Origin of the sequence: Archaeoglobus sp. UBA230 (assembly GCA_002507545.1) — an archaeon.
In the GTDB taxonomy this organism is placed as follows: domain Archaea; phylum Halobacteriota; class Archaeoglobi; order Archaeoglobales; family Archaeoglobaceae; genus Archaeoglobus.
This window is the reverse complement of record DAVR01000027.1, coordinates 1-16,954: the sequence shown is the minus strand read 5'-3', so window position 1 is coordinate 16,954 and position 16,954 is coordinate 1. Positions and strand designations below refer to the sequence as shown.

At 43.6% G+C, this 16,954-nt stretch carries 21 protein-coding genes and 1 tRNA gene; 14 read left to right on the top strand and 8 right to left on the bottom strand.

Going from position 1 to position 16,954, the window contains the following annotated elements:
* Positions 1–143: 143 nt before the first annotated feature.
* A complete protein-coding gene (locus BP688_RS08035) occupies positions 144–434 on the bottom strand; it encodes a winged helix-turn-helix domain-containing protein (protein ID WP_290624588.1) in 291 nt (96 codons plus the stop codon).
* A gap of 129 nt (positions 435–563) precedes the next feature.
* Between BP688_RS08035 and BP688_RS08030 the strand changes: the two genes are divergently transcribed.
* On the top strand, positions 564–767 hold the full coding sequence (locus tag BP688_RS08030; RefSeq protein WP_290624084.1) for a hypothetical protein: 204 nt from the start codon (positions 564–566) through the stop codon (positions 765–767).
* Positions 768–771: 4 nt separating this feature from the next.
* Here BP688_RS08030 and BP688_RS08025 read toward each other — a convergent pair whose 3' ends face one another.
* Both BP688_RS08025 and BP688_RS08020 read right to left on the bottom strand, forming a co-directional pair.
* Positions 772–936 carry a hypothetical protein gene (locus BP688_RS08025; protein ID WP_290624082.1) on the bottom strand — a complete coding sequence of 55 codons (165 nt, stop codon included), beginning with the start codon at positions 934–936 and terminating at the stop codon, positions 772–774.
* 36 nt (positions 937–972) lie between these two features.
* Positions 973–1,155: a hypothetical protein gene (locus tag BP688_RS08020; RefSeq protein WP_290624080.1), complete on the bottom strand. Its 183-nt coding sequence runs from the start codon at positions 1,153–1,155 to the stop codon at positions 973–975.
* 112 nt (positions 1,156–1,267) lie between these two features.
* On the opposite strand from BP688_RS08020, the gene BP688_RS08015 reads away from it, so the two are divergent.
* The 4 genes from BP688_RS08015 to BP688_RS08000 all read left to right on the top strand — a co-directional run bounded on the left by BP688_RS08015 (position 1,268) and on the right by BP688_RS08000 (position 2,159).
* On the top strand, positions 1,268–1,435 hold the full coding sequence (locus tag BP688_RS08015; RefSeq protein WP_290624078.1) for an AbrB/MazE/SpoVT family DNA-binding domain-containing protein: 168 nt from the start codon (positions 1,268–1,270) through the stop codon (positions 1,433–1,435).
* Between the two features lie 76 nt (positions 1,436–1,511).
* Positions 1,512–1,703 carry a hypothetical protein gene (locus tag BP688_RS08010; protein ID WP_290624076.1) on the top strand — a complete coding sequence of 64 codons (192 nt, stop codon included), beginning with the start codon at positions 1,512–1,514 and terminating at the stop codon, positions 1,701–1,703.
* Entirely contained in the window at positions 1,703–1,873 is a 171-nt protein-coding gene (locus BP688_RS08005) for a hypothetical protein (RefSeq protein ID WP_290624074.1), read from the top strand. The genes BP688_RS08010 and BP688_RS08005 overlap by 1 nt, the downstream gene beginning before the upstream one ends.
* Positions 1,854–2,159 carry a hypothetical protein gene (locus BP688_RS08000; RefSeq protein ID WP_290624073.1) on the top strand — a complete coding sequence of 102 codons (306 nt, stop codon included), beginning with the start codon at positions 1,854–1,856 and terminating at the stop codon, positions 2,157–2,159. The genes BP688_RS08005 and BP688_RS08000 overlap by 20 nt, the downstream gene beginning before the upstream one ends.
* A gap of 2,008 nt (positions 2,160–4,167) precedes the next feature.
* Here BP688_RS08000 and BP688_RS07995 read toward each other — a convergent pair.
* Positions 4,168–4,303, bottom strand: a tRNA-Trp gene (locus BP688_RS07995).
* A 1,038-nt stretch (positions 4,304–5,341) separates the two neighbouring features.
* On the opposite strand from BP688_RS07995, the gene BP688_RS07990 reads away from it, so the two are divergent.
* The 6 genes from BP688_RS07990 (at position 5,342) to BP688_RS07965 (ending at position 11,101) form a co-directional block, all read left to right on the top strand.
* Positions 5,342–5,476: a hypothetical protein gene (locus BP688_RS07990; RefSeq protein WP_290596764.1), complete on the top strand. Its 135-nt coding sequence runs from the start codon at positions 5,342–5,344 to the stop codon at positions 5,474–5,476.
* Between the two features lie 155 nt (positions 5,477–5,631).
* Positions 5,632–5,757 carry a hypothetical protein gene (locus tag BP688_RS07985; RefSeq protein ID WP_290596765.1) on the top strand — a complete coding sequence of 42 codons (126 nt, stop codon included), beginning with the start codon at positions 5,632–5,634 and terminating at the stop codon, positions 5,755–5,757.
* A gap of 268 nt (positions 5,758–6,025) precedes the next feature.
* Positions 6,026–6,703, top strand: a complete 678-nt coding sequence (rlmB, locus tag BP688_RS07980) for a 23S rRNA (guanosine(2251)-2'-O)-methyltransferase RlmB (protein WP_290596766.1) — start codon at positions 6,026–6,028, stop codon at positions 6,701–6,703.
* A gap of 22 nt (positions 6,704–6,725) precedes the next feature.
* Entirely contained in the window at positions 6,726–9,332 is a 2,607-nt protein-coding gene (locus BP688_RS07975; RefSeq protein ID WP_290596767.1) for a transglutaminase-like domain-containing protein, read from the top strand.
* Entirely contained in the window at positions 9,319–10,383 is a 1,065-nt protein-coding gene (locus BP688_RS07970; protein ID WP_290596768.1) for a hypothetical protein, read from the top strand. The genes BP688_RS07975 and BP688_RS07970 overlap by 14 nt, the downstream gene beginning before the upstream one ends.
* 64 nt (positions 10,384–10,447) lie before the next feature.
* Positions 10,448–11,101 (top strand): adenylate kinase, encoded by a 654-nt coding sequence (locus BP688_RS07965; protein ID WP_290596769.1) that lies wholly within the window; start codon positions 10,448–10,450, stop codon positions 11,099–11,101.
* On the opposite strand, the gene BP688_RS07960 is transcribed toward BP688_RS07965, so the two are convergent.
* Positions 11,094–11,810: an alpha/beta hydrolase gene (locus BP688_RS07960; RefSeq protein WP_290596770.1), complete on the bottom strand. Its 717-nt coding sequence runs from the start codon at positions 11,808–11,810 to the stop codon at positions 11,094–11,096. The two genes, BP688_RS07965 and BP688_RS07960, sit on opposite strands and share 8 nt — an antisense overlap.
* Positions 11,810–12,178 carry an ArsR family transcriptional regulator gene (locus BP688_RS07955; RefSeq protein ID WP_290596771.1) on the bottom strand — a complete coding sequence of 123 codons (369 nt, stop codon included), beginning with the start codon at positions 12,176–12,178 and terminating at the stop codon, positions 11,810–11,812. The genes BP688_RS07960 and BP688_RS07955 overlap by 1 nt, the downstream gene beginning before the upstream one ends.
* Before the next feature lie 164 nt (positions 12,179–12,342).
* On the opposite strand from BP688_RS07955, the gene BP688_RS07950 reads away from it, so the two are divergent.
* The 3 genes from BP688_RS07950 to BP688_RS07940 all read left to right on the top strand — a co-directional run bounded on the left by BP688_RS07950 (position 12,343) and on the right by BP688_RS07940 (position 15,466).
* Entirely contained in the window at positions 12,343–12,747 is a 405-nt protein-coding gene (locus BP688_RS07950; RefSeq protein ID WP_290596772.1) for a MerR family transcriptional regulator, read from the top strand.
* Positions 12,748–12,879: 132 nt separating this feature from the next.
* Positions 12,880–14,124: an acyl-CoA dehydrogenase family protein gene (locus BP688_RS07945; protein ID WP_290624072.1), complete on the top strand. Its 1,245-nt coding sequence runs from the start codon at positions 12,880–12,882 to the stop codon at positions 14,122–14,124.
* A 157-nt stretch (positions 14,125–14,281) separates the two neighbouring features.
* Complete coding sequence (locus BP688_RS07940; protein ID WP_290596774.1) at positions 14,282–15,466, top strand: saccharopine dehydrogenase family protein; 1,185 nt, start codon at positions 14,282–14,284, stop codon at positions 15,464–15,466.
* 25 nt (positions 15,467–15,491) lie between these two features.
* Here BP688_RS07940 and BP688_RS07935 read toward each other — a convergent pair whose 3' ends face one another.
* The gene (locus BP688_RS07935) at positions 15,492–16,373 is read right to left on the bottom strand and encodes an MBL fold metallo-hydrolase (RefSeq protein WP_290596775.1); all 882 of its coding nucleotides are present in this window, start codon (positions 16,371–16,373) and stop codon (positions 15,492–15,494) included.
* A gap of 57 nt (positions 16,374–16,430) precedes the next feature.
* The coding region (locus BP688_RS07930; RefSeq protein WP_290624586.1) for an AMP-binding enzyme at positions 16,431–16,954 on the bottom strand (524 nt) is incomplete at its 5' end.

Here is a 16,954-nt window from a genome sequence, read left to right as displayed (position 1 = left end):
GTCAGCGTTGAATCTATTAGCTCCTCTATGGATTCCTCCATTCGTTCGATCCTCCTCTTGATTTCTCTGAGTTCATTGAGAAGGTCAACAAGCGAAACTGATTCCTGCATATTTGATAATCTGCTAACAAAAGTTGATAAAGGTTACCTCTTCGGGTATTCCTCAATCTCCTCCAGCTTTTCCAAGACAAAGCGACCGAAGTCTGTGAGAGTGTATCTCTTCTTTTTCCTACCAGTTTTTGGATCTGGGATCAGAACTTCATCAACCAATTTCAACTCGATAAGCTCTTTAATTCGTCTATCAAAGTTTCTTTTAGACAATCCAGAAACGTTAAACAACTCTGTAAATGTTTTTGGGGATCCCTTCAACTCAGACAGTAGTTTGAAAGACACAAAGTCCAAGAAATCAAGCAAATGTTCCCTTTTGCGAGGCATTGAATACAAAATCACTTTGGAGCGATTTATACAATTTCCATATTTAAGGATACTATGTATTCTTAACGAAACCTATAAATATTTTGGTATCTTAAAAGATACTAAGGGTCATTTAGGAGGTGTTGCGAGTTGAAGGTTTGTTCGGATGTGCCCGAAATGTGGGAGGGGCTGATCAGGAAGGCGATGCGCATAGAGGGCTGGGACACGATCTCGGCGTACATCAGGGAGCTGATAAAGAAGGACCTCGTCGCGAAGGGTCTGCTCGGCGCCAAGTCTGTTCTGATCGACAGCGACGGAGATTGCGAGATCCTGAGCGACGCGGAGGTGATTTGAGTTGTCAGAGCTTCGTCACTATGATCTTGTTCTCTTCAGGGAAGACCTCGATTCTAACCTCTTCACCATGCTCAAAATTCAAGGCGTCCATGACCCTCTTTTTGAGATACAATCTACCGGCACCGTCTTTGTCTATGTAGATTCTGCCGACCGTTACAAAACTGGACATAGCCCTACAATGGTGGACATGTCTGATAAAAGTTGCTCAAAGTTTTGTGATAATGAGCTTTCCATCTTTGACTTCTATCCTGAGTTCATCACCATGCTGAATTCCAATCTTTTCAAGGGCTTCAACTACCTTCTTTTTGAGATATATGCGTCCTGCTCCTTTGGAGTCGATGTGAATCTTACCAACAGACACAATGAGGACTCTATCTTCTTCGGTCATAGATTACCGTGGGCTGTAGCATTCTTAAGCTTAGTCTTGTCTGTCGAATATTATCGAAGGTTATCGAAAGTGTTAAATAGATTGGTTGTAGAATTCTGTCGAAGGTGATAGAATGAGGGATATATGTGTGGGGGTGGGTAGATATCACATCGACCAAAAAGGAACAGGGAGAATCTACGTACCAAAAGCTCTTGTAAAAATCCTTGACTTCGAAAACGGCGAGCAGGTTCTAATTAGAGTTGGAGAAAACGGATTTGAAGTTAGGAAACTGGAGGGTTAAGCATGCTCCAGCAGTTCGTTGATTCTGGCTATTGTCCTTGTGGCGGGATCCTCGAGGAAACTGAAGAGGGCTGGAGATGCAGCAGGTGCGGGTGGAGTGTAAAATGCCGAGAGTAGTGTATCCAGAGCTGGGCAAAATGGCGAGAATTCTTGGGCGAGAACTTAACAAAGATCCAGTGGTCTTCAGGAAGACAATACTAAAGAACGTGAAGCATTTAATTGAGAATATCCCACCCGAGGAGCTTGTTTCTATTTTTGAGGAGGATTGATGATGGATTACGACGTTCTTGATCGGTTTTGTGAGGCGGTGGAGGCGTTTAGAGAGTGGTGGGAGAAGAACAGAAAGAATGCTCCCCATCGAGACAGCGGTTCAGCCGGTGCAATTCCGGCGGGGAGCAGAAGGAAAGGAGGTGTTGTGTATGGTGGAGAAGGAGAATAAAAAGGTTGAGGTTGGGAAGGAAGAGAGGAAGGAAGAGGGGAACGGTAAGAGAAGGCCGATTGAGACTGTGAATATCTTTACGAACAACGGAATGCTGAGCTTCAGTGTATGGGAAGGCGGCAGCATAAGCGTGAGGGTGAGCAAGAGGGGAGATAACGACGACTACATAACGGTCTGGCAGGGGAGAGTCAGCCCGGTTGATTTCATAAGCCAGTTTGGAGACCTTAAAACAATAGCGAAGACTGCACAGGACGAGCTTAAGAAGTTGCTGGGGGCAGAGATCTAACTATTATTTTTTTAGAGTTATGGCGTACGGACACTGGAAAATAATGGTGGGCAGCAGAACACGAGGAAGGGCTAAAGGTAGATTTTACGTGTGGTTCTGGAGAAGAGAAAGAGATAAACAATGAAACGGGCCGTCTTCGCAACAACACCTTTTTTAGATCAGGAAGTTGAGTTTTTGGGCGAGGACGGCGAGGTTTACGTTTTAAAACCTGCTGAGGTTGTTGTAATTCCATATAGTAATGCTCTCATTTTTGAGAAAGACAACGTTGGAAAGATTGTTGGAGTATACGGCGGGCAAAGAACGGACATCTCTAAGATAGGCGATTATGATCTGGTGAAGGAATGGGCTGAACAGGCTCTCCAAATGGAACTCAGTAAACCACCACAACAGCGCAACCCTGACCGCATAATAGAGCTTAAGATGCTCATCGCCGGCATCAACCCAACAACACTACTTAACCCTAAGGAATCCCCAAGGATAAATAATAAGGAATCTATAAAAACCGACCCACGACCGACCCATTCTTATCCCACCAGCCCCACGGGTTTATGTTCACCCTCTTATAATCCACTACAGGTGGGTAATTTTGGCAATAAATATAAGGAAGAGAATAAAAGAGATACTGAGAAGCTGCGAGAAGTGTTTGACCTTTTTGGTTTGAAGTGTGTTACTACTTTGCAGGCGTTCAGGATTAGGGGGCTTGATGAGGTGGATCTTGATGGCTATAGCATAGTGGATTATGGCTACACGAGGGTTGAGGTTCATCCTGAGTTTGCTGCTGTTTTAAAGGAGCTTGGCTATTCAGAGGACGCATATAGTGCTGTAATCTTGTTTGATGAGTACGTTTGCCCTAAGCATGGAGAGATTTTCAAGGCAGCGCCGAGTTTTGAGAAGAGTTTTGTTGTTGAAGATGGTGAGAGGAGGAAGCGAGTTAAGGTTCATGTGGGCAGGATTCATCCTTTACGGAAATACAGCGTTTCGAAGAGATACAGCGCTCAGAAGATCGAACAGCTTAAAGTGATAGTGGAGACGATGAGGGAGAGAGGCGTTAAGAGTTATAGGGTTTTTGATGGTGAGGTTAAGCAGGTGGCACATTATAAGAATGATTTGGCGCTTTTGTGGTTAGTGTTCACGGTTCCAGAGCAGGTCAGTAGAGGTTTGAGGGATTATATTCTTGCGAGACCTGAGAAGAAGGGGCGGGTAGAGGAGCTTATGCGAAAGGCGACAAGACGGGCTATTGATAAGTTCCTAAGGAAGTATCTTAAAAAACATGAAAATGCGCCGATTAAGGGAGAGATTAAAGCAGGAGGAATGATGAACGTCCACCTCTGGAGTAGCAGTAACCCGCTTAGTGCGCATGTCCATAATCACGTTTGTTTGTTCAACGTTGTGATGAATAACGGAGAGCTGGTGAGATTTACACCCTATATCTCGAAGGAGTGGCTTAGGGAGCTAAGAAGAATCTGGAGAGATGAGTTTTTTGCGTTGTTGAGGAAAGAGCGGTTTTCTGAGATAAGAGTGTGGATAAACCCTTTTGTGGAGGAAGATTTTGATTCTTTCAACGTTTATAACTCTTATGTTTGGTTGAATTTGAAAGATGGAGATTTTGAGGCTGCTGGTAGAATTGTACATCATTTGAGGTATAATTCGAGAAAGGCGATTGTGGATTTGAACGAGTTTTTCTATGGTGGGATAAAAGCTGAGGATCTTGGTGATTTTGATAGAGAATGGGTGAGATACCTTGTGGAGTACTCAAACAGGACGTCAAATTTTGGATTCATGAACGATTGGAGGAGGTCTTTTGGGGTTAGCGGCGAGAAGGTTTTGGAGGCGATTGAGAGGGTAAAGAAGGAGACTCATGAGTATTGCCCGATCTGTGGGAGAAAGCTTGAGTATAAGGGGACGGTTACAGTTGATCAGGTTGCTGAACGTGGGCGGTTATTGGTGCTCTGGTATTTTGACAGGAGGATAAATATTGAAGTGTGGAGGTTACGAACCCATGTGGGGATGGGGCCGGTGGGATTTGAACCCACGACTGGCGGGTCTCTTCGGGTCAGTGCTCCAACGGGTCATCACAATTCAGCAGACCCATCATTCATCACGCCGCTGGAGCCCGCCGCGCTTCCTGGCTACGCCACGACCCCTTGTGTTTTGGTAAGCAGAAAGGATATTAAATTTTTTGGATGCTAAGTACATTTACACATCTCTTACATGCCGCTCTCGAAAATCGTAAAGTTTAAATACTTTATGACATTTGAGAGCATATGATTCGAGCTATACTCTGTATAGCTATAGTGCTATTTTCGATAAATATTGTTATAGCAGACCAGATGAACCGGACGTGTACTGATGACTGTAGGGAAATTCAGTCATTTCAGCCGATGATTATTGTGAGACAGACAGGGAGAAATTAAAACGACAAATGGATATGTTGGTAAAGAAGTTGAAATTAGACTGATTCCACCAGTCCTCCACAAATGCTTCAAACACATGATTGCATTCGTGGAAATGCCAACAGGAAAACTTAACGAATCATCGATAAAGCTCAACCATACAGTGTCTCCCATGAAGATCAAGGTTATTAAATTCAAAAATAAAACACATACTGATGGCAAGCCATGGAAATGCTTGACTGCGGGAGGAATAAGGTCATCATTACTGGTGAAACCAGCGAAACCCAATTCTATGGTAAAGATGTAGTGAAAGTGATATGTCGTCGCTGAGGACATTCTTTAAATTAGATTGGAGAAAGATGATAATTGCTCTAATTATGCCAAGTATTCACTGGATTGTCTTAGAATACATCATTGACTATCTACGCGCAGTTCTCAACGGTAGTGTACTGGTATCAATTTATCATCCACCTGAGGCATATATTCTTTTTTCTTTGTTTTTAATAATTTTTTCACCGCTATATTACCCGTTTGCGTGTTCCTTAGTAGTGTTGTGGGACTACAAAAGACGTAAGATTACGCTTAACGCAAGAATGAAAGTACTCGTAGCTCTGGGTCTTATTTTCTTCAATCCAGTTAGTATCAAATTCATAATAGCGGTAGCAATTTGGATTCAGGTTCGCTATTTCGGTAAGGTTGATTTTATGAAGTACTTATTTTAGCCAGACAATCAGTGGTGAAGTACCGAACGAAACAATCATCAACTACAACAGGACAATACTGGAAGGTATGAGCGTTCAGCAAACTGTCTTGGGCTGGATTGCAGATAACATAACAGCAGAGATAGATGAGGTTGAATTCGTAAACGCAAGCGTTGACATATATCCCAAAACGATAAACCTCAGTCTAAGGGTAAATGGGTAACAGCGTGGATAGAGATTCCGGGTTATGATGTTGGCAAGATAGACATCTCTACAGTCTACCTGAACGGAGTAGTTCCGGCTGTAAACGACACCAAGTACGGATTTATCAGACATCCAAAGATCAAGGACAGAGATGGAGATGGATATCCAGAACTGATGGTCAAGTTTGACAGGCAGGAAGTGAAGAGGATGCTTAGGGAAGGGAACGTTACTGTGTTTGTGATCGGTGAAATAGGTGGGAAGTTTTTCATAGGAGAAAATTTCGTGAGGGTAGTTCAATGAGGAAAAACATTCTCATTTTTTTTAAAAATTAGGCAGAGGTATAGCACTTGTAGGAATGGTAGCGTCATTACTCATGCTTGCACTAACCGTGAACAATATACTAATATTCAAAAGAGCATCTTTAAATGATTCGGCATTTTGTAATGGATTTTTGCTGGTGCCATAGTGTTCTGCTGTTTAGAATATTGAGATGTTTTCTGCTTTTAGCGCTGCAAAAGTTCCAGAGTGGATGGAAAAGTCTATTTTATTTGAGAGATAACTTACTCCGATGAAACTGAAAGACCTCAACAGCATCACAGAGGCTTTGAAAGAGAACAGGGTAAATAAGATACTTTATTCTGGAGAGAAAACTCGCAGAATTCAAGAAATATTGAGCATGGCGAAGAAGCAGGGTGTTCCAGTTTACAGGGTTCCAATGAAAGAGAAGATAATTGCAGATGTATCTCCAGTAAAATTCTCAGGCTTTGATGAAATTATCAACAAGGCCATAAGCAGCAACTCCTTCATACTGTTTCTCGATAATGTCGTTGATCAGAGGAACATTGGAGCTTGCATTAGGACGGCAGAGTTCTTTGGGTCTGCAGGAGCGGTTATACCAAAGCGAAAAGGTGGAGGGATTGGTGAGGGGGCATTGAGGGCGTCAGCCGGAGCAGTCTTCCACATCCCTATTGCAAGAGTGGAAAACATTGCTTCAGCCCTTAAGAAGCTTAAAAAGTATGGTTTCATGACCCTTGCTGCTGATCTTGATGGAGAGGATTTGAGAAACGTTAGCTTCACCAACCCCGCTGCAATCGTCGTTGGAGGTGAGGACAAAGGAGTGTCACAGCCAGTTAAAAAGCAATGTGACGCGGTAGTGAAAATACTAGGCTCTGGAAAAACTTCAAGCTTGAACCTGAGTGTCGCTGCGGGTATACTGATGTACGAATTGTGCCGACAGAAATATTAACGGGTGCAACTATCCTTTGTTGATGCTGAAAAAGATTGTAGGTTTCGCCTTGCTAATACTTTCGATATCCTTCCTATCCTCTTTTATCTCTTCCCTTGATTTCAGCAAAACCGGTTTTGAAGGTTTGATTGGTGAGGGAAACACAAGGCCACCAAGTGGGAATGGTGCAAAATCATATGAGTATCAGACCTATCAGACTTCAATACCCAATCAGAGCTTCGTTTTAGGAGGAGAGATTCTGACAGAGAGTGCAGGCAATGGTGGGGATAGTAGTGGAACTGAGGGGGGTGCAGCACTGTCGGATTTCAGTAACCTGAGGAACCCCTTCAACCCTCCCAACGTTCCAATCTTCTTTGTTGAGGGGCTCGATAACACCACAAACTACCTCAGGCTCTATACATCCTCTGTATACGAGAACAATGTCTGGGTTCCAGATAGGCTTTCATGCTCCCAACCTTCAATCCCCCTCTTTTCGAAAAAGTTCAAGGTAACGCCAATTCTGGCTTTAACAGACTATCTTCCAGTTTCAAAGGACACGAAGGGAATCACCCCCCTTAAAATTAATCCAGAACTCTACGAGTGCTACGACTCCGACAAAGGTGTCTTCAGTGTAAAATCCGTAAAAGACCCCTACTACGGCTACTCGACCGCAGAAAATATTACTCCGACCACAATTGACGGGAAAATCGAGCCTTACAGCGATCCAGAAATAAGAAACCTCGCAGAGAGAATCACGGCTAATGCAACGAATGATTACGAAAGGGTGATGGCGATCCAGAGGTATCTGAAGGAAAACTATGTCAATGCCTATCTTGGAAAAGGGACTGATGTTAAGGAGTTCCTTTTCAAAACGAGAGTTGGCACAGCCAGAGAATTTGCATCCGCGTTCGTTTTACTTACTCAATCCCTTGGCTATCCTTCAAGAGTTGTTTTTGGTTATCTTGCCGATCCTACTTCTGAAAATCAGACGATTTTTGCATCAGACGCCTATGTATGGGCTGAGGTGAAGTTCAAAGAGGGGTGGGTGGAGTTCGACCCCTCTCCAAAAGGTGTTGGAATAGAGACTGAGACGAAGATAACTTATGTAGACCCAAAGCTCATTGCTGGAGAGAATTTTACAGTTAAGGGAAAGGTTACAGACAAAAACGGAAATCCCGTGAAAGGATATGTTGAAATATTTTTGAAGAAGGATAAAAATAGCAAGAAGGGTTTGATGGTTGGGATTGTAGAAGTCAATGGAACATTTGAAGCAAAGCTCAGAGCTCCAGAAATAACTGGCAGATACAACGTTGTTGCCCACTACACAGGAAGTCTTTATCACATCGAATCTTGGAGCGATCCAGAGGTGGAGATTTATTACAGGCCGAAGATCAACGTGACTCTACCCGACAGAGTGGCAAAGCAGTTCCAATTGAGGGGTAAACTGGAGACAGATAGGCCTTACACGGGCTACATTAATCTCTGCGTTGATAATTCCTGCAGCAAGATTGATGTTAAAAAGGGGTATTTTGAAGCATATCTCAGCCTGACAGAGGGAGAACATGAAATAAAGCTCTTATTTCCCGGGCAGGGCTATTTGCTTCCATCTACCTTTGTTAGGAAAGTTCAGGCAGGAGAAGTCTCAATCGTAGTCAATGAAAGTATAAAAGAGGGAGGGAACGTTACGGGAAAAGTTCTGTTCAACGGAAAGCCCGTTAACGCAACCCTTCTTATCAATGGTGTTATGGTCAATGTCAGCAACGGAAACTTCTCATCTAAGATGCCGCTGAAGCTCGGAATGAACGAGCTGAACTTTACAGTGGTGGATTTTCTTTACTCGGAAAAGAAGACGGTTTTCTCCAAACGGAATGTGGAGATAGAAACACAGAGATATGGGGAGAAACTCAGAGTGATCGTAAAGGATAGTGAGGGGAAACCAGCGGATGGGTTTGTTGAACTGAATGGAATCAAAAAAGAGCTTGAAAACGGAATTGCAGAGTTCGATGTCCCAGAGAACTTTGAAGGTGGGCTGATAATTTATTCGGGCAGTGAGAGATACTTTCCCGCAGTGAAGGACATAAGTTTCTCTTTCCCGATTTTTGTCTTTATACCAGCGATCATTGCTGCAGTTGCAGCATCGCTATACTACCTCTACCGAACTCTCTGGAAAGAGGAGGAAATAAAGATAATTGCTGAGAAAGAGCATCCTGAACTTCCCAACGTGTGGGATGCTGGAGAGAAGGTAAGGATTTTGCTCGAGGAACCAGCTTTTATCAGGGTTGAAGGAAATGGTGTTGCGGATTTCACCGACTCTCTTGAACTGAGGTTCAGCAGTTACGGGACTAAGAGAATTATAGCGGAGAAACAGCATGGGAGGAAGAGGATGAGAGGAGAGCTTGAAATAAAAATCGTGCCCTACTCAGACGGGATCGCAGAAATAGTCAGGAAGCTTGAAAAAATTGCCAGAAAAAGATTTGAAAATGTTGAAAGTCTGACTGGAAGGGAGATTATGGAGAAACTGGGAGTTAAAGCACCCGTCCTGCTAAAATACTTCGAGCAGGGCAAGTATGGAAAAAGAGAATACAGCAGGAAAGAATTTTTAGAGGCTTTTCAAGATTATCTCAGGGTGGTGAGAAATGAGAACCTCTAAATTGATTGGCGGAATTTCCACGGCTTTCATCATCTACTTTATCATTCTCAACCAGGCTCTGATTTTTGGAAAATCCTATATCGCCGCTGATGAATTCCAAACACTGTCTCTGGTCCTGCTCGTAGTCTTGTACTCACTCATCGCATCTCTCGAAAGATACGAGCAGTACAGACTTATCTTGATTCCCTTTCTGCTGATAGTCTCCCTTGACATTCTTTTTAACTCCCTACTTTTCGTCGGATACCCTCAGTACTACCTCGTCTATAATTCTCTGAGACTGCCTCTGGCAATCTTTGTGGGCTCGATAGCCTTCTCTTACATTACCTTTTCAACCAACCCGCTCTACCAGTCTGCAATATCCGCCACCTCCCTTACTCTTGCCGGTGTGTCTTCATACGTTATATTTTCAGGGCTTTCATCCACATTTGGAATACCCTCTCTGGCAATACCATCCTTAGCCCTTTTCCTGATCTTCGCAATTACCTCTCTCTCAAATGCATATGAAGGCGAGCTTGCAGAGTGGATCAGAAACGAGAGGTCCTTTTTTATTCTGATTCTGTTCATCCTGACCTTTTACACTGTAGTAATTCGCCCAGCCCTTTATGACAGGCCGGGCCTTGCAAATTTTTTCGAGTGGGTTGTGATTGCCTTCACACTAATAAAGCTCTCGAGAGATTTAAGGAAAGGCATAGAGGTGGATGAGAGAGAGGTGGTGAGGAAACACAGATTGCAGAACGAGTTTGTGAAAGACGAGCTTTTTTCCGAACTTGAATTTGGCGAGAAAGTGTTCATAGATGGTGGAACAAAGGTTCCACTCCTCGTGTCGTTGATTAAAGCTCTGAGTAACGCTGGTGTGGACACGGTTAGGATAGAGTCCATAGTAACCCCTCTAATATACTACAGTGACGAGAGAATACCATTGCTCTCTTTTCCCTGGGAAAGGAAGATAATAGAGAAAAAGAACAAAAAGAGGCGGATAGAAATTGTTGAAGGCATGAAGAAGAGGTTGATGGAAGAGGTAGATTTAAAGAAAATTTTATCAAAAGTTTGAACTGAGTTGAACAGTAATATTACAAAAATCAAAAAATTTAAAGCTGCAATCGTTTAGAGAGCACATGAACCTGATTTTTCTCGGTGCTCCGGGAGCTGGAAAGGGAACTCAGGCAAAGAGAGCAGTGGAGAAATACGGTATTCCTCAGATTTCAACTGGTGACATGCTAAGAGAGGCGGTTGCTAAAGGTACTGAGCTTGGGAAGAGAGCCAAGGAATATATGGATAAGGGAGAGCTTGTACCCGATGAGGTCGTAATTGGAATCGTGAAGGAGAGGTTGCAGCAGCCAGACTGTGAGAAGGGTTTCATTCTTGATGGTTTCCCAAGAACTCTTGCCCAAGCCGAAGCTCTCGATGAGATGCTCGAGGAGCTTGGGAAGAAAATTGATGCAGTCATAAACATAGCCGTTCCTGAGGAGGAGGTAGTTAAGAGAATAGTAAACCGCAGGACGTGCAAGAAGTGTGGAGCAGTCTACCACCTGATCTACGCCCCTCCGAAGGAAGACAATAAGTGTGACAAGTGTGGTGGAGAGCTTTACCAGAGGGATGATGACAAGGAAGAAACAGTGAGAGAGAGATACAGGGTTTACAAACAGAACACAGAGCCCCTAATAGAATATTACAGAAAAAAGGGTGTTCTCTACGACGTTGATGGTACAAAAGACATTGAGGGAGTTTGGGAGGAAATAGTCAGCATTCTGGATAAATTAGTTAAATAATCAGCTTTCTATCTTTTATTTTTCCTAAGAGCCAATTCGCTATCAGCTCACTTACTGCTAAATCCTGTCTCAAAAAATGATTCCCTTTTTTCAACTCGATGAATGTCTTTGGTTCCTTAGCGAGTTCGAAGAGTGTTAGCGCATTTTCAAAAGGTACAATGTAGTCCTCTCGTCCATGAACTATGAGCTTTGGAACCTCAATCCTGTCAATCCACTTTCTGGGCTCTATTTCTATAAACTCGTGGATAAATGATTCCTTGAATTCCTCATAGCCACCGATTCCCCGCAGCAAATTTTTCATTCTTGCATTTTCATAAATCATTCTTAAAACATTTTCACCAAACATATCAACACAGCAGGGAGATGCGGCAAGCACAAGTTTTTCAAGATTTTCTATCTCTGTGGCAGCCTTTACGGCAACAGCACCGCCCATGCTGTATCCCAGAAGTGATACTCTCTCGAAATGCTGTGAAACGTTAATAATATCCTCTACCCAAGCCATCAAACTGAAAACTCCCTCACTCAACCCAGTGCCAGAAAAGTCAAAGATTACTGAGGGAAGACTTCTGGAGGCAAAAAATTTGGCAAGGGTTGAATATCCTTTCTCCACTACAGAACCTGATTCATAAGGGAGGCCATGGCAGATTATAAGCACGTTTTCGACGGTAACCCTTACGAAGTTCCTCCCAATTTTTTTATCTACATGCATTATTTGAGTCCGACCAATCCTTCAAGTTCCTCTAAGTCTTTTTCTATCTTCTTGATTTCTTCTCTCTTATTCTGTACGAGCTCGGAAACTATTTCTTTCAAATCTCTGGTGAGTTTATAACATTTAAGCGGTCTTCCCTTTCCTTTCTTCTTTAGCTCTCTTTCCTTTACCCATCCCCAGTCTTTAAGGTCCTTCATTGCAAGACTGACCTCTGGTTGTCTGAGATTTGCTGCCCTCTCGATATCTCTTGAAACTGCTTCTCCGGCTTTTGCCAAGAATACAACAACTTTGGCTATATTTCTATTTAACCCCGTCTCTGCAAGCAGCGAAACTATTCGCTCTTCCTTTTCTGTGAGCTCTTCAACCATGACTATTCACCCCCAATTACTATCAGCGCAACATTTGAATCTTATACTTAGTAGTATATAAATTTTTTTGCATTTAGGTATTTATCTAATATCGTTACGCTATTTTATCAGATAAATCATTAAGGGTAAAATATTTTAAAATAGGAAATGTAAGTACCTCTGAAATGAATCGAAAAACTTCTGAGAAAAGGAAGAACACGTACACGATCTCAGAGCTTGCCAAGGAATTTGACATCAGCACGAGGACGATAAGATACTACGAAGAGGTTGGATTACTCTCCCCCATGAGGACAGCAGGAAATCAGAGAGTATTCACAAGAAAGGATAGAGCTAAGCTCAAGCTCATTCTTCGTGGAAAAAGACTGGGTTTCAGTCTGGATGAAATAAAAGAGATGATAGAGATGTATGATGTTGCAGGAGAACCTGAGCAGATAAAGTTAGCTCTAAAATACGGCAACAAAAAGCTCCAAGAGATTGACGAAAAGATTAAAGAGCTTGAATTACTTAAAGAAGAGATTCTGAACATCAAGGAGATGCTCATTAAACGTCTTGAGGAACTTGAAAAGTAGCAGTTAACGTTAACGTTAAGTTTAAATATTTTCCAAATTAGATTTTATTTGTGATCGTAGGAGACATGCCCCTCACGAGCACGGGAAAAATTAACAAACTATTGTTAAGAAAAGAGGTATTAGGTGAGTAGGATGTTGGAAAACGATGCTTTGTTGAATGAGGAGGAGATCAAGATTAGAGAGGAGGCTAAGGAGCTTGTTAACGCAGTTGACCCAGAATTGCTCAGAAAGATGGATAGAGATGAGGTTGACTACCCCTTTGAGTTTCTTGAGGAGGCTGCGAAAAGGAATATGCTTGGTCTGAGATTTCCGGAAGAATACGGCGGGAGAGGATTGAGCTGGAGTGCCGAGAGCGTTGCTGTTGAGGAGGTCGGAGTGTTGGGAAACGGAATCGGGTGCAGTTATGCGATGGTGAGCATTGTTGGAGAGGCAATTTACCGCTTTGGTCAAGAGTGGCAGAAGGAGGAATTTCTGAAGCCAATAATCAAGGGAAAGAAAATTTCTGCCGAGGGTTTGACAGAGCCGAGAGGTGGAAGCGACTTCTTTGGAACAACGACAAGAGCTGAGAAGAAGGGGAATGTCTGGGTGTTGAATGGGGCGAAGAGGTTTATAGCTGGAGGCAAGGTAGCGGACTTCTACCTGATTTATGCAAGGACTGACCCGAATGCTCCAGGACATAAGGCATTAACTGCATTCTTGGTTGAGAGAGATATGGGTGTTGAGATTGAGGAACTCTACAACCTTCTGGGTTTCAGAGGGATGGGCACGGCAAGAATCGTCTTCAAAGATGTTGAAGTTCCGGATGAGTATAGGATTGGGGAAGTTAATGGTGCAAGAGCTGTTTTCAACAGAATGATGATCCCTGAAAGAATGACTTCAGCAGCCGGGGCACTTGGAACTGCGAGAGCTGCATTGGAGGTTGCGGTAAAGTACTCAAACAAGAGAAAGGCTTTCGGCAGGAAAATCAGGGAATTTCAGGGGGTAAACTTCATGGTGGCAGAGGCCATTACAAAGCTGGATGCGGCGAGGGCTTTAACATACAATGCAGCGAGGGCTGTTGATCTTTATGATGCTGGAAAGGGTCCCGATCCAAGAAGGCTTGTCAGTGAGGCCAAGTATTTCGCCACGGATGTGGGCTGGGATGTTGTAAACAAGGCGATGCAGATTCTCGGTGGCATCGGATACACTCAGGTATATCCAGTTGAGAGGATGCTCAGAGATATGAGGCTCGCGCCCATCTGGACCGGCAGCAATGAAATAATGAAGATGCTGATTCAGCACGAAACCTACAAGATGATGGGTTTACCATCTAAGGACAGAGATGTGGAGAAGGATGCGATGGATTGGTACAAGGAGTGGGAGAAGGTTTACGAATAATAAATAATTTTTTAAATGTCCAATTGACGAGAGATTTTTTCAGCCTGCTCTAAAAACTTTGCCACTATTTTTGTTTCAAGTTCTTTAACCTCCCCATCAAGTGTAAAATGTTCGAAAATTTAAAAAATAATTAATCAAATAGTTTTGAGGTGGTAGAATGAAGTTTTGTGTTCTTGGCGGTGGTGGACACATTGGTTCTGGAATAGTTCGGGAACTTTCAAAACATGCTGATGGAGCCGAAATAGTTATAGGAGATATAAATGTCAAGAAGGCCGAGGAAGTTGCAAAAGAGGTTGATGGAGTGGCTTTGAAAGTTGATGCAGCAGATGCTGGAAGCATAAAGGATGCTGCAAAGGGCTCGGATGTTGTGATCAGTGCAATTGGTCCCTACCACAGGTTTGGGAAAAGAGTCTTAGAGGCAGTAATTGAAGCTGGTGTTAACTTCGTTGACGTTGATGATGACTACGATGCTACCAGTGCCTGTCTTCAGTTAAACCGTGATGCAGAAAAGGCGGGAGTTACAGCAGTAATTGGACTCGGAGCAACACCCGGAATTACAAATATCTTAGCAAAATATGGGGCAGAGAGAATGGATGTGGTTGAGAGCATTGACACTTACTGGGCTTGGACAGCACTTGACCCAACTATGGGTCCTGCAATAATAGACCACTACTTCCATGCAGTTGACGGAAATATACCATCCTACCGTGACGGTGAGTGGGTTGAGGTTCCTGCCTTATCCGATGCTGAAGTTGTGGAATTCCCGGAACCAGTTGGATGTATGGAGGTCTACAACGTTGGACATCCAGAACCTGTGACGATTCCACGTTACATAAAAGTTAGGAGGGTCACAAATAAGGGGACTGTCTGGCCGTCAATAATGGCTGAACTAACAAAGTATTTCTCAATGCTGGGCTTTACCGGACTCAAGAAGATTCCTATTGGAAAGGATGAGGTTGCTGTAAGAGACATAATGGTGAAGCTCATAGAGCATCTTCCTGAGATAGTGCCGGTGGATCTAATAGTTGGGATAACACAGGAAACTGTAAAGAGGTTTGGTGAGCAGTTTGCACTTTATGGTGTCGGAATTGGAACAAGGGTAGTGGGAGAAAAAAGTGGTGAGAAAAGAGAGGTTTTCTACGGGGTAGCGGAAGCTTCAGCAGTTAAAGCAACTGCTCTTCCGGCTGCACTCGGTGCAATTATGATTGCAGAAGGTAAGATTGACAAACCGGGAGTTCATGCTCCTGAAGGTGCAATCCCAGCCAAAGAATTTCTCTCTGTGCTGAGCAAGGAGATAGAGGTAACAGAAGTAGAAAAGGTGGAAAGAATACCTGAATTCTAAACACACAGCCAATCTCGACAATGGGCTATCTGACCTCTTTACCGTATTCAAGCATCCTCCTTCCAGCCTCTACAATATCTGAAAACTGCATTTCCTCCCCTTTCAGCTCTGCATATGCCCTTGCAATGTTACCCACGATTCTCTCTGACTCCCTCCAGTCTCCGTATTCTCCAAGATCAATGTCAAGTGCAGCTTCATACCACTCCATTCCCTTGTCAAACCTTTTCTTTGCTTCTTCATAAACAAATTCAAGGTACTCCTTCGCCGCAGCAACCTCCTCCTTTCCTGCCACCTCTCCGTGTCCCGGAACGTAGATTTCCGCATCAAGGTTCAGAAGCTCGTCAAGAGCTTTAATATATCCTACAACCGACCCGCCAAGTGCTAAGGGTGTGCATGGCTTTGCAAAAAGCAAATCTCCGCAGAAAACAACTTTCTCTTGGGGCAAGTAAACATAGCAGTCACCCGTGGTGTGAGCAACTCCCGGATGAACGAGGTGTATTTCCTTACTATTGTAAATTTTCAATTCCTTTTCGAAGGTTACATCCTGTGGGGTAATTTTGGCTCCAGTGAAGTCCAAATCTGGGAAAAGAGTCCGATAGATATCCACAAAGGCTGTTAGCGTCTCCTTTCTCCCATTTTCGTGGGCAATTGCAATTGCATCGAACACATGATTTGTCCAAACGTGATCTGGGTGCCCGTGGGTGTTAATAAGAATTTTAACAGGTTTTTCCGTCACTTTCCTGATTTTTTCTCTCATTTCCATTGCTCTCTGTTCATTGGAAAGTGTATCCACAAGGACCGCATAGCTATCCCCGACAATGAGCCCTGCATTGTTAACAAACCATTCTCCACTGCCCTGAACGTAGGCATAAACGTTCTCGGCAATCTCGACCATTTTTCCAAACATAGTCTACAGCTTAGCCTACCCAAATATTATTTTTTCCGTTTTCTAAAAAATAAATAGCTAACCTGATTTTTTCACCTCCTCCCTCAGCACCCTCCTCAACACTTTACCCACCAAGGACTTCGGCAATTCATCCCTGAACTCCACGAGTTTCGGAACCTTATAGGCAGCCAATCTTTCCTTGCAGAACTTGATTATCTCTTCTTCACTAACCTTGCCCTTCCATCCCGGCTTGAGCTCAATGAATGCCTTTACCGTCTCACCCCTGTATGGATCGGGAACACCAATAACAGCAGCCTCAGCCACTGCTGGATGCTCGTAAAGCACCTCCTCAATCTCTCTTGGATAGATGTTGAAACCTCCAGCGATTATCATGTCCTTCTTCCTGTCTACGATGTAGAAGTATCCATCCTCATCCATCTTTGCCATATCTCCCGTCAGCAACCACCCGTTTATCAGCGTCTTCTCAGTCTCCTCCTTGCGATTCCAGTATCCCTTCATAACCTGCGGGCCTCTAATGGCAAGCTCTCCCACCTCTCCCGGCGGGAGTATGTTACCGTCATCGTCAACGATTACGGCGATGG